We start from the raw sequence: 12,742 nt of genomic DNA on the forward strand, positions 1-12,742 counted from the left end.
CATGCAGTTTTTAATCATTGCAGCCGAACCGCTGAACTGAGCTCAGAGGTTGCACCTAAATGATTGGTGACATTAGCAGTTACATTGCCAATACTGTGTGTTACTTTCCACGTCGCGGTTGCTTGACCATTTGCATTGGTCGTGACGATTTTCATGCCTAAATAATGTTGTGCTTCTTGAGCCTGTATTTGATCATTAGCAAAAAACTCAATTTGATAACGCTGATTTGGCTGTGCCTGAATAGTCGCTGTCACTTGACCTTGATGATAACTTAGGCGAGGTGCTTGAATATTTTGATTGGGGATTGCATTGCAACCTTGTTGATCTGGCTGAGTACAGCTGTGCTGTAGTTTGCTAGGCTCAATGATCACACCTCCACCACGAGAACCAACAAAATCAGCATGTTCTAGGGCTGGTACAGCAAAAACAATAGCACCTAAACGTTGATCTGGAACACAAGAGCCTCCAGCTTCACAACGTTGAATATTTTGACCATTGTCCCAAATCAAGTTTTTGGTCAAGGTAGTTCGTGCATTGGCGTCTTTTTCCGAACGTATAGCAATCCCTAAACGATTTGCATACACTTGATTACGATCTAAAATATTGCCATCACCTGTAATATTGAAACCAATTGAATTACGGGTCAGTTCGTTATAGGCAATATAATTACGCTTACCCCAATTAATTTGCAATCCATCGGAATAATTTTCAAATTTATTTCCCACAACAATATTGTCATTGCCCCATAAAATTTCAATACCTTGAGACGGTTCTGGGTTGGCTTTGGTTGAGGTAAAAAGATTATTAGCGACCAAATTAAAAGCAGCTCCACGCGTCAACTCTAATCCATCCCCATTATCAATGAATAAATTGTCCAAAATTTTATTATTGATCGTGGTCGTTGCAGTCGGATTACCCTGACCATCATCACCAGTGAGCATGACCCCTGAACCACCATAGTTATTACTAATCCGGTTATGTTGAATCAAATTATGACTTGAACGATTAATCAATACACCAATACAAAAACGGTGAATATCCAATCCCTTTAAAGTTACCCCATTCACATCTTGTAAAACAAAGCCAGGTAAGGTTGTGGTACGGACATTGGTACCATATTGTGATGGATCTGCGCCGGGACATGCTTTCGCTCCCTCGCCTTTTATATATAAGGAACCATCAATGACAGTAAAATCACCAGTTTTAGCCCATGCCGTTCCAATAATTTTGACCGCTGACTTAATTGGCGGTAAAGGTTGCTTTAATTGAATGATATAGGGTGCTTTCCCTACAGCTTGAATTTGAATCTCATTTTCTGCTGCTGAATGTGCATTGGATTGTTCAATCGCCCAGCGTAATGATCCCTTTGCAGTATCATCCTGATAACGATCAACAATATACGTTTCTGCACTGGCCAAGCTTGGCATGGCAAAATGAAAAAATGCCAATGTAGTCAAAGTTAAAATGGATAATTTCATTTTCAAATCCTTTTATATCGTCAAACTTTAAGGGCTAGGCTGTAGTGTTTTTAAAAATTGCTGTAGTTGCTGAACATCTATTTGCCCCGGTGCTGAAGCCTCACCTATCATGCCAAAACTTAAGCTGCCTCCAATATTGGCAGTAGCAATCCGTGATAATGTACCTAATTGCCCCATTGACATCGTCAATAAGGGTTTTGTGCTTTTTTGACTTACTGCTTGAGTTGCATTCATTAACGTCATGACATCTTGCTTCGATTTAGGCATCACTGCAATTTTCAAAATGTCGGCGCCCATTTGATCCTGTTGAAGTAAACGTTGTTCTATATCTTGTTGAGCAGGTGTTTGATTAAAATCATGATTTGACATAATCACCAAAATATTTTGCTGATGCGCCAATTGCGTCAAATTTGCCACACACTTTGCGTCACGAAACATTTCTATATCAAACAACTGCATAAAAGGGTGCTGAAGATATGCTTGATAGGTTTTTTCATAATCTTGATCTGAAATCTTCATCTGCCCCCCTTCATTGTGAGTGCGAATGGTGGCAATCAAGGGTTTATCTTTTAAAATTTGATTTAACTGATGACCTAATGCAATCACTTGACGGTTATCAGCAGCAAAATCCAGTAAATCAATACGAAATTCAGCAATATCTACATCTGGATGTGCTGCAATCTGTTGCGCTTGTGCTATTGCTTGGCTTGCCGTTCTGGCTGTAATCGGTACAATTGTTTTAACTGGTAGCTCCCCAATCTTCAGATTTTTAACCTGATAAGATGGTGCCGCCCAGACAGAGGGTATCGTCGCCAAAAGCATACTCGCTAGGCACAATTGCAATACAGTTTTTTTCAACATTACGATTACATTTCCTTGTATTTTTAAACTATTACACAGGTTTAATTGATGCGTTAAACACCATGTAATCATCTTAAAATCTGACGATTAAGATGACTCAATCACTGTTAGGTAACCGCACACGATATGGCAAGCCAATACATCATAAAAATAGATTAAATCGTGGTTTACTGTTGACCATATCAGTGATTTACAAATGATTGATTAATACTAAATATCAAAAAAAACGGTTTCATTTTCACCTTGAATATGAATATCAAAGCGATAAACAATTTCACCATCACGTTCAATACGTTGAGCAATTAAGGTTTGACGACGCGGCGCCCATTCAATACCACACAAAACAGGATCTTGTGTATTTGCTTCGTGCTCATCGTCAAAATATACCCGTGTATTCAGTCCGATATTAATACCGCGTGCAAAAATGATCAGTGCAATATGTGGTGCTTGTATTGATCCATTACGCCCAGGCACAGCCCCTGGTTTAATGGTATCAAAACTCCAAAGTCCAGTTTCAAAGTCTGCACCAGTACGTCCCCAACCCGAAAAATGAGGATCTGCTATCTTGGCTTGAATATCGGCAGGACTTGGATATACGCCATTGGCATCTGCTTGCCAGATTTCAACCAATACATCACGTAGTGGCACACCAATACCATCTAAAACCTGACCTTCTAAACGAATACGCTCACCTAAGGTCTGTTCCTGAACCAGTTGGTTATTAAAATTATTTTCAAATACCTGAATATTGGCTTGCTGAGGCAATAAACCAATATGTACATAAGGTCCACCCGTTTGAGATGGGGTTTCATGTAATTGCTGAAAATTCCAATGATTCATTTTATTCTCCATATCTTAAATTAAATTATTTTCGAAATATGTTGCACGACGACCACGTAATGTGATGTCAAAACGATAACAACGGCTGTCTGCTTCGATAAAATTGCTCTTATCTTCTAAAGCAATCAGCGCACGACGTTGTTGTTCCGAAGGAATTGTTTTTATAATTGGACATGAATCAATCAGGGTGTCGCCTTCAAAATAAAATTGAGAAATAAGGCGTTGTGCCCAACCGTCAGCAAGCAACGAGAAATGGATATGAGCTGGACGCCATTCATTAATACGATTACGCCAAGGATATGGGCCTGGTTTAATGGTTCGAAATACAAAATAACCATTGGCATCGGTCATCATGCGACCACAACCCCCAAAATTAGGATCAATCGCACCAATATATTGATCATTCGGATGGCGATAACGTCCCGAAGCATTGGCTTGCCATACTTCAAGCAAGGCATTTTTAACAGGACGGCCAAATTGATCACGTACATAACCATGCACGATAATTCGCTCACCCACTGGTAAACCTTCATGGGCATGATTTAAAATTAAATCATTATCCCGAGCACCAAATTGTTTAGCACTAAATTGTGGACCCGTCACTTCCGTTAACGTTTCTGCAATCGAAATCAAGGCATTTTTTGGCGAGCGTAAAACACTTGTTTTATAACCTGGTGTATATGCTGGCGGATGATCATCAGTATTGCGTTGTGCATAAGCACCCAAAATAAGTTGCGACATAATTAATCCCTCTTGTTTTCGTTCCATTCGTCTTGATGTGTTGCTGCTGTATCTGGTTGTACGGCAGGATTTAATTTTTGTGGTGTCATTCCGAGTTCGGCAAATACTTGTTCTGCCAGATGCATGGCTGCATTTGCTGCCGGTAAACCTGCATATAGTGAACAATGCAGCAGTAGCTCTTTTAAATCGTCTTGAGTTACACCATTGTTAAAGCAGGCACGTAAATGCATCTTTAATTCATCTTCACGACCAAGCGCCAATAAAATCGCAATCGTGACCAGACTACGTGTATGACGAGGCATTCCTGGTCTAGACCATACTTCTCCCCAAGCAAAACGACTGATAAAATTTTGAAAATCAGCATTAAATTCATTTAAATTTTCAATTGAACGGCCTACATGCTTTTCACCCAATACTTCGGTACGTACATGAATTCCTTGTTGATAACGCTGTTCATCATTCATAACAGAAATCTCCATTAAGTCGCATCGGTATGTGCAACCCGTGATTTAACAAAAATCGCAATTGCTGCTGCTGTTGCAGGAATCAATAACAAACTTAAAATGGCCGTAAATGACCATTGATGCCCCAGCAAAACTGCACCAATCCATGCACCAAAGACTGCTCCAAAACGGCCAATTCCAGACATCCATGCGACTCCCGTTGCACGGCATTGTGTTGGATAAAAGCGAGCACTTAGTGCAGGCATTGCCGATTGTGCACCATTCATTGCAACACCAGCACACAGGACTAAAATCGCCAATAATGTTGGATTTGCTAGGCTTTGTCCTACAGCAAAAGCAAATATTCCTGCTACAAAATAAAAGCCTGCAATAATACGGTTTGGATTAAAACGATCCATTGCCCAGCCAATAAATAAAGCACTTAACACACCACCAAACTGGAATAATCCACCAATAAATGCAGCACGCTCTAAAGAAGCACCTGTTTCACGCATTAAAGTTGGTAACCAACTGGTCAATAAATAAATCATGACTAAACCCATAAAATAGGTTAACCAGAGTAAAACGGTTCCTTTGATATAACGCTCAGAAAACAGCATGCCAAATATGCCTTGATTTTTGGTTGCATCGACTTTTTCTTCAGGTACATGAAACTCAGTTACACCCTGCACTTGTGTTGGTGCAATACGTGATAAAATTTGCTGAACTTTATGATGATCACGACCTTTAACAATTAAAAAACGATAAGATTCAGGTAAAAACACCATCACCAAAATCATTAAAATTAACGGTGACCATCCCCCTAATAAAAATAGACTGTGCCAACCAAATGCAGGAATTAACCAACTGCTAATAAATCCCCCCGTTGCCATACCCAAGTTGTAACCACAAAACATACAGGTCACCAGCAAAGAACGAGAACGCTGTGGACAATATTCAGAAAATAAGGTTGTGGCATTCGGCATGGCTGCACCCAAACCAATACCGGTTAAAAAACGCAGCACGACGAGTGTATTTAAGTCTGGAGCATAAGCAGACGCGACTGTAAAACCACCAAAAATGAGCATTGAAATCGTTAAAACAATCTTACGCCCAAAGCGGTCAGCAGTTGGGCCAGAAACTAAAGCACCAATAATCATGCCGCCTAATGCTGCACTCATCACAGGTCCCAATTGCGAGCGATCAATGCCCCAGTCTTGAGCCAAAGCTGGTGCAATAAAACCCATTGCAGCAGTATCAATACCATCGACAAAGACAATCAAAAAACAGATGATTGCAATGATCCATTGATATTTACTCATAGCAGCCTGATCAATCAGTGCTTGTGCGTCTATACTCGTTTTTGGAGTAGCGTATTCCTGAGACGCCATACCTGCCTCCTTGGCTAAAAATCTTTAAAAAATCGATAAACAATGAATAAAAGCGATTAAGCTCGAATTAAATACAATCATTCCTGTTGAATGTATTGCCTGAATTAATGCTGGTAATAGATATTCATTTCGATAGCCCTTTGGCTTCTTGCAATACCGCATCAATTTGCGCTTGAATATTGCCCAAATACGTATCTGGTTGAAATAAGGCTAAAATTTGTGTGGAATTAAAATGTGCTTTCACTTGATCCAGCGTCATCACAATCTCACTTAAATGTACACCTTGTGCGACTGCTGCCTGACATGCAGATTCAATCAAATGATGGGCTGCTAATCGCCCGAGATGAGGTGCTAATGCCATCATCAATGCCTCAGCCATCACCAGACCTTGTGTACAATCTAAATTACGTTGCATTTGCTCAGGATTAATCTGTATCCCATCTAAAACCTCTAAAGTACGCTGTAATGCCCCTGCACAGAGTTGAAAAATTTCAGGTATAGCCAACCACTCTGCATGCCAGCTTCCCAAGCTTCGTTCATGTTCTTGCACCATACTTTGGTACAAACTTGACATCAAAACTGGAACACGATTTGCTGCTGCCAAAATAGAGGCTGCTGCCACAGGATTACGTTTATGAGGCATTGTTGACGAACCACCACGACCTTTTGCCGTCGGTTCAAATACTTCAGCAATTTCGGTCTGCATCATTAACGACCAATCGCGTGCCATTTTTCCCAAACTTCCTGTCACCATTGCTAAAACACTGGCAATTTCGACCATACGATCACGTTCAGCATGCCAAGTGGACGTCGGTACTGAAAGTTGTAATTGTGCAGCATAAGCATGTACAACTGCGCTACCTTGGCTTTGTAAAGAAGCTAATGAACCCACTGCACCACCTAATTGTGCAGTAAGAACACGCTCTTTCATGGCTGCGATACGAACTAAATCACGATAAAATACCGAAGCCCAACGGGCAAATTTATGCCCCAATGTAATAGGCAAACCTTGCTGTAACCATGTGCGTCCGATCATCACCTGTGAGCGATATTGTTGAGCTTGACGCAGCGCAACTTGATAACATTGCTCAATGAGAGCCTCCACACACTGTAATGCTGCTCGGCATTGTAAAATACAGGCGGTATCTAAAATATCTTGACTGGTTGCACCCCAATGTACATAGCCCGCTGCTTCGGCATCGACGTGTTGGACAATTGCAGTGAATTGTTTAACAAACGGAATTGCTATATTACCTGCTAAAGCCGTTGCAATCGCTAAAGCATCAAAGTCAATTTGCTCTAATGCTGTGGATGCAACTTGCGCAATTGTGACGGCGACAGATTGAGGAATTACGCCGACCTGAGCCTGAGCTTGTGCCAAGGCAACTTCTGCCTCAATCATATAGGCAATTAAAGTCTGATCACTAAAAATGTTTGTGACATCATCCTGATAAAATAAGCTGGCATATAACTGGCTCATGATCACTATCCTTCAATCGTTTTCTACCGTGCTGAGTGGTCAGCACCATGACTTGATTAACTACAACTCGCATGAGTGATCAAGCATTGCTATTGATGCTCAATCACATGTGAAGTATGCAGATTCAATCAAACCATCATGTTATCAATATAAACCCATTCATTATTCTGGTCTTAGATTAATACCACCGCATCCATCATCGCTGACCTTTTGATAAAGCTTAAATCTGCGACTTTGCTCATTACATATAAATCATCAACACCAGCATGCATAACAGCTTAAACCGCAAGTGCTGAATCCCGAGTATTTCTATTAGAATTCCTGATTGCTATTTTTGTGACTTTTTAAATATTCGGCTAGCTTTTATAACGGCTTTTGTTCGATCCATAATACTTTCGTTCGATGATCGAACATTGATTGCATTTTTGTACTATATTTAACCCAGATTTAAAAAGCTCAAGCGTGAATAACATCATGCTCAATCTATTTTATCGCTGTTTTATGGAGAAAATCGTGTCGAAGGAAATCAGTCGGATATTAAAAAATGCAGATAATCAAAAAATCATTCGACATGAAGATTTTATTGCAGGAATCAGTAAAGGTATGGCGATTTTAGAATGCTTTGGTCCTGAAAAACATCGCTTAAATAGCACGCTGGTTGCTGAAAAAACAGGATTAACACGTGCTGCTGCACGTCGACATTTATTAACCTTAGAGTATTTAGGTTATTTAGATTACGATGGTCATTATTATTATTTAACAGCAAAAGTTTTAAAATTTTCAGGTGCTTATTTAGGTGGATCACAATTACCCAAAATTTGTCAGCCATTATTAAATTTACTCACAACACAAACGTCACTGATCTTTTCTGTAATGGTCTTAGATGGTTTTGAAGCCATTACCATTGCGCGTAGCGCCTCACATCAGCAAACAGATCGCGTTAATCCTTATGGATTACATTTGGGTAATCGACTACCTGCACATGCAACATCGGCAGGTAAAATTTTACTTGCACATCTGGATCATACAGAACAACTCAATTGGTTGGATAAATATCCACTGAAACGCCTGACAAAATATACCTGTACTGAAAATGATCAATTTCTGGCACTTTTGGAAAAAATTAAACAACAGGACTGGTGCTATTCTAGTGAAGAGCATGAATTAGGTGTTCATGCACTGGCTGTCCCGATTTATGCACCTAAAGGTAATGTGATTGCAGCACTCAATATTGTGTCTTCAACAGGACGTAGCAGCAAAGAATATTTAATCCAGCAAATATTACCTTTATTACAAGAAACTGCTCGGGAGCTCAGAAATGTGATTTAAGTTCATAGATCAAATTCAGTCTAAAGCAGCTTAATATCGATCATTATTCAATCCGACTAAATTCATTTTCAATCTGTTGAGCTACTCTGGTCAAAATATTGACCAGTATATTGATATCAGTAAAAATAGTATCCTAGCGCTGATCCGTTGCATGACGCATTTAAATCCACACTCGCCGCATAATGGCATTTAATACAGTTAAAGCTTTCTTGAAATTTTCGATTTTCTTGTGCAATATGACCGCTAGCACTACTGTTTTGATTTATCTATCTAGGGTCAATGCGAACAAACAAGCCAGTTCGATATCGCGACGGGTATTCAATAAATCAACTATTAAATAAATCAACATCGATTAACCAATCTGAATTCACCGTACAGTTTTTTTGATCCAGATCAACATGAATTATATTCATGTTAAACTTAAAAAATATCATCACACTCATCATTTATATTTGACTTAACTGATTAAAATATGCAGTTTCAACTGCAATCTCATCACTATGTCAAATAAACTCGAACGTCAAAAACTGATACTGCCTACAGGTCATAATAAATTACTACTCCACTCCTGCTGTGCTCCTTGCTCAGGAGAAGTAATGGAAACACTAATTGAATCAGAAATCGATTTTTCTATATTTTTCTATAATCCCAATATTCACCCTATTAAAGAATATGAAATTCGCAAAGAAGAAAATATTCGCTTTGCGAATAAACATAATATTGCCTTTATTGATTGTGATTATGACACTGATGATTGGTTTAAACGTGCTAAAGGTATGGAAAATGAACCTGAAAAAGGAATTCGCTGTACCATGTGTTTTGACATGCGCTTTGAGCGTACAGCGCTCTATGCCACTGAAAATGGCTTTAGTTTAATCAGTAGTTCATTAGGAATTTCCCGCTGGAAAAATATGCAGCAGATTAATGATTGCGGTCATCGTGCAGCAGCACATTATGACGGTATTCAGTATTGGGATTACAATTGGCGTAAACATGGTGGTGCCGTACGTATGCTTGAAATCAGTAAAAAAGAACAATTCTATCAACAAGAATATTGTGGCTGTGTGTACTCTCTACGCGATAGCAATCGTTGGCGTATAAAAAATGGACGAGATCGGATTCAATTGGGTGTCAAATTCTATTCAAATGCGATGGATGAAACCATTCATCAACTAGAATGACTTTAGATAGTGTCGACTTAATCAGTTAAAGGCAAAATCATGGATTTAAATATGGCTTGAACTTAGCTATAGATATCATGATCTGATTGCATCTTTTAAGCCTATAAAATGACATCACAAATTTGTACGAATAGCAGATGATTTAGATTCACAGTATATTCTATGCTAAAGATGCTACAGATCATTTCTTATTATGGATGAAGGTCAGTATATCAACAGTATCTTCCATCAATTTATACTGACCATTTCACATGATAGGTATAGTTAGTAATTGATTGAATATATTAAGTATAGCTTATGCTTTCCTCATGATGGGTTTAGAAAATACTGCTACGATTAACCGTTAATCCTTAAAATCGTCGCTCCAATTTTAAACTCAGAATATGTTTATCATAAGTATATAGCCAATTCACACTGCTTTTATTTCTAGTGTATTGATAGGTGAAATTAGGCGTAATCTGATAAAATTTCCACTGAGGTACACGGATCAGCAAAGTATAATTTTGTTCAAAATCATCTCTTTTTTGCGCTAATACTGGATTGAATTTGTCATATTGACGCCAACGAAATGAGCTAAATAACGTCATATTTAAGCCTGATGTGCATTGTTTACTTAAGCCTAAACGTAAACCTTGTTGCTGATATGCTGTAAAATATTGTTCTTGACTGTTGTGATCGATCCAGTCTATGCCACCAAACAATGTCCAATGCTGTGGTAATACTTTCCAGAAGGTCGCAAATGTAGCCGTTTCTATACCGCTTTGATTGCGATATATCTGATGATCAATATCTTTAATTACTAATTCCAACTTCATTGCTTTATCTTGACCCATTACTTTCATCCATTCAGCTCGTCCTCCCCAAGCCGTGGATAAATGTTGATTTTGATAACGACGATGCTCAACAATAGGCGCTAATAAAATTTGATGATGTTGATTCTGATAGCTATAACCGAGATTTAAACTGAATGTCATTTCATTATAATCTGGATCATGCCTATAAAAACGGCCATAACTCAAAGACTTTAATGCAATACCATGATAGTCAGATAAAGACCAACGTTTATTCAACGTTACTTCATAATCTAATGCTGTCGCATGGATAGCATCGGGTGTTTTCCGTATCACCTGTCGTACAGGTATATTTTGACCATCTTGATCTTGTGCATAAATAGTCCATATTGTACTTTTTTCAGAAGTACTATTAATATTGGTCGAATAGCGTGTGCCTAAGCTGACTAAACCTTGCCATGCATCTCGTTGATATAAGCCTTGTAAATAAATATCTATACTTTTAACAATCTGTGGTACTAGCGGATCTTGTCTAGCTAAAAGTTGCACTTTTATCTGATTAAATAATTGTTTTGCTTCTTTATTTTTCTGACGTTCAGTCCATAGTCGGGCTAATTCTAATTGGATTGGAATATTTTGAGGCTGAAGATTTAAAGCCTCTTTAAAAGATTGTTCAGCATGATCCAAACGTCCTTGCGCACGTGCTAAAGCAGCTTGTGCAAATTTTGCCAATGCAACATCATATCCTGCTAAACCCAGATAACGTGGTAAATAAATACTGGCAGCCTGCCATTGCTTCTGCATGACTGCCAGATAAAGTGCTTGGCCTAGATCATTTAAATTATTATTAATATGTATCATTTTCCCTTCAATCATCAGGCTGGGTAACTGATCCATCTGTTGCTGCTGTTTTAATGCTTGTTGTTGTTCTCTATGTTGCTGTAACAAATCTTGTTCTAATCTTAGCCTTGTATCATACTCATCGGCTGCATAAAGCCAAGATGGCACGATCATAAAAAGACATAAAATATTTATTTTTTGCACAGCATTATTATTCATTTAGCAACTCAAATAGCAAAATATGACCAAGTGAGCCTTTCCAATCCATATCATTTTTATTTTGAGCCACCAAATGCAATATCATGTGTACGATCTGCAAAAGTTGCAATACCAGCTAAATCTTGTTGATGATTAAAGAATTGACCAGATACCTCACCGCCTGTTGCATTCAGATTAGCACCAGACCAAAATGCATTATTACCACTAATTTGAGCATTCGATGCATTGATGGTTGCATTACCGATATTGAATGTATCGACATCATCAGTTAAAGAACCAGTCAAATTATTGGTATCAAAATTTGCACTATAGTTACCGGCATAATAATTACCATTATTTAGACCAGAAACGTTATAAGTCACGGTTCCTGTCGAACTAATACTGCTGTCAGCATGGTCTCCTATATAAAATACAGTATGTGTAGCATCATCGGCTTGTTTGCTATAATTTCCTGTACTGTCTTTGCTTTCTTTGGCCCATTCACCAAAATAAATTGCATTCGAACCAATCTGTTTAAAGCCCCATACTCCTAAACCTTGATGAGATGCAACAGGAATGTCAGATCCAGCAAAATGATAAACCCCATGACCATCTGCACCAAACGCTTTTAAATGCGCAAAATCCATTGCTGTACCACCAAACATACCATTTATACCTACTGCAACTGCTGTTGATGAAAGAATAAGATCCGTAGAAGCTCTAGATTTACTCTCCACAGTTGCATGTACAGAAGAAATAACAGCTAAAGATGTAATTAACGCAAAAGAAAGTTGTGTAAATTTCATATTAATACCTTTGAATTATATAAAGTTAAAATTTTTAATATTTTGTTTAACCTATTATATTTATTCTTTTGTATCTCCTTAATTTATTATATGAAATACTGGAAACAATAAGTTAAACCCATTAAATAATAATGATTATCATTTTCATCTAATGGGTTTAACTTAACTGATTTATTTCTATTTTGCAAGATTTTTTTGTATTAAAATCTAAAATAAAATTATGATATAAAAATGATAGACATATAAAAAAATCTCCCACTTTATTTAAAATAAAATAGAAATTTTGATGTAAATTTAATTATTTAGATTATTTTAATTTAAAAAAATCAATATAAATAAATAGATGAAAATTTAATTTAAAAA

The 12,742-nt window shown here is 37.9% G+C and carries 11 protein-coding genes; 2 read left to right on the forward strand and 9 right to left on the reverse strand.

What is annotated here, in order from left to right:
• Nucleotides 1-14: 14 nt before the first annotated feature.
• From QSG86_RS14465 to pcaB, 7 genes are all read right to left on the reverse strand, one after another.
• On the reverse strand, nt 15-1,478 hold the full coding sequence (locus tag QSG86_RS14465; RefSeq protein ID WP_317032143.1) for a right-handed parallel beta-helix repeat-containing protein: 1,464 nt from the start codon (nt 1,476-1,478) through the stop codon (nt 15-17).
• A gap of 27 nt (nt 1,479-1,505) precedes the next feature.
• Nucleotides 1,506-2,339 (reverse strand): type I 3-dehydroquinate dehydratase, encoded by an 834-nt coding sequence (gene aroD / locus QSG86_RS14470; protein WP_410487474.1) that lies wholly within the window; start codon nt 2,337-2,339, stop codon nt 1,506-1,508.
• Between the two features lie 210 nt (nt 2,340-2,549).
• A complete protein-coding gene (gene pcaG / locus QSG86_RS14475; RefSeq protein ID WP_317032144.1) occupies nt 2,550-3,179 on the reverse strand; it encodes a protocatechuate 3,4-dioxygenase subunit alpha in 630 nt (209 codons plus the stop codon).
• 15 nt (nt 3,180-3,194) lie between these two features.
• The gene (gene pcaH, locus QSG86_RS14480; RefSeq protein ID WP_317032145.1) at nt 3,195-3,920 is read right to left on the reverse strand and encodes a protocatechuate 3,4-dioxygenase subunit beta; all 726 of its coding nucleotides are present in this window, start codon (nt 3,918-3,920) and stop codon (nt 3,195-3,197) included.
• Between the two features lie 2 nt (nt 3,921-3,922).
• Nucleotides 3,923-4,384: a 4-carboxymuconolactone decarboxylase gene (pcaC, locus tag QSG86_RS14485; protein WP_317032146.1), complete on the reverse strand. Its 462-nt coding sequence runs from the start codon at nt 4,382-4,384 to the stop codon at nt 3,923-3,925.
• Between the two features lie 14 nt (nt 4,385-4,398).
• Entirely contained in the window at nt 4,399-5,754 is a 1,356-nt protein-coding gene (locus QSG86_RS14490; protein WP_317032147.1) for an MFS transporter, read from the reverse strand.
• Between the two features lie 124 nt (nt 5,755-5,878).
• The gene (gene pcaB, locus QSG86_RS14495) at nt 5,879-7,234 is read right to left on the reverse strand and encodes a 3-carboxy-cis,cis-muconate cycloisomerase (RefSeq protein ID WP_317032148.1); all 1,356 of its coding nucleotides are present in this window, start codon (nt 7,232-7,234) and stop codon (nt 5,879-5,881) included.
• Nucleotides 7,235-7,747: 513 nt separating this feature from the next.
• Here pcaB and pcaU point away from each other — a divergent pair.
• On the forward strand, nt 7,748-8,563 hold the full coding sequence (gene pcaU / locus QSG86_RS14500; RefSeq protein WP_317032149.1) for an IclR family transcriptional regulator PcaU: 816 nt from the start codon (nt 7,748-7,750) through the stop codon (nt 8,561-8,563).
• A 500-nt stretch (nt 8,564-9,063) separates the two neighbouring features.
• On the forward strand, nt 9,064-9,744 hold the full coding sequence (locus QSG86_RS14505) for an epoxyqueuosine reductase QueH (RefSeq protein ID WP_317032150.1): 681 nt from the start codon (nt 9,064-9,066) through the stop codon (nt 9,742-9,744).
• Nucleotides 9,745-10,094: 350 nt separating this feature from the next.
• On the opposite strand, the gene QSG86_RS14510 is transcribed toward QSG86_RS14505, so the two are convergent.
• Nucleotides 10,095-11,594: a surface lipoprotein assembly modifier gene (locus tag QSG86_RS14510; RefSeq protein ID WP_317032151.1), complete on the reverse strand. Its 1,500-nt coding sequence runs from the start codon at nt 11,592-11,594 to the stop codon at nt 10,095-10,097.
• Between the two features lie 56 nt (nt 11,595-11,650).
• Entirely contained in the window at nt 11,651-12,379 is a 729-nt protein-coding gene (locus QSG86_RS14515) for a Slam-dependent surface lipoprotein (RefSeq protein WP_317032152.1), read from the reverse strand.
• Between the last annotated feature and the right edge of the window lie 363 nt (nt 12,380-12,742).

This window comes from Acinetobacter sp. SAAs474 (genome assembly GCF_032823475.1).
GTDB lineage: Bacteria > Pseudomonadota > Gammaproteobacteria > Pseudomonadales > Moraxellaceae > Acinetobacter.

Bases quoted from the DNA above. Each gene is read 5' to 3' on its own strand.
- QSG86_RS14465 (WP_317032143.1), bottom strand. From the start codon at position 1,478: ATGAAATTATCCATTTTAACTTTGACTACATTGGCATTTTTTCATTTT.
- aroD (WP_410487474.1), bottom strand. From the start codon at position 2,339: ATGTTGAAAAAAACTGTATTGCAATTGTGCCTAGCGAGTATGCTTTTG.
- pcaG (WP_317032144.1), bottom strand. From the start codon at position 3,179: ATGAATCATTGGAATTTTCAGCAATTACATGAAACCCCATCTCAAACG.
- pcaH (WP_317032145.1), bottom strand. From the start codon at position 3,920: ATGTCGCAACTTATTTTGGGTGCTTATGCACAACGCAATACTGATGAT.
- pcaC (WP_317032146.1), bottom strand. From the start codon at position 4,384: ATGAATGATGAACAGCGTTATCAACAAGGAATTCATGTACGTACCGAA.
- QSG86_RS14490 (WP_317032147.1), bottom strand. From the start codon at position 5,754: ATGGCGTCTCAGGAATACGCTACTCCAAAAACGAGTATAGACGCACAA.
- pcaB (WP_317032148.1), bottom strand. From the start codon at position 7,234: ATGAGCCAGTTATATGCCAGCTTATTTTATCAGGATGATGTCACAAAC.
- QSG86_RS14505 (WP_317032150.1), top strand. From the start codon at position 9,064: ATGTCAAATAAACTCGAACGTCAAAAACTGATACTGCCTACAGGTCAT.
- QSG86_RS14510 (WP_317032151.1), bottom strand. From the start codon at position 11,594: ATGAATAATAATGCTGTGCAAAAAATAAATATTTTATGTCTTTTTATG.
- QSG86_RS14515 (WP_317032152.1), bottom strand. From the start codon at position 12,379: ATGAAATTTACACAACTTTCTTTTGCGTTAATTACATCTTTAGCTGTT.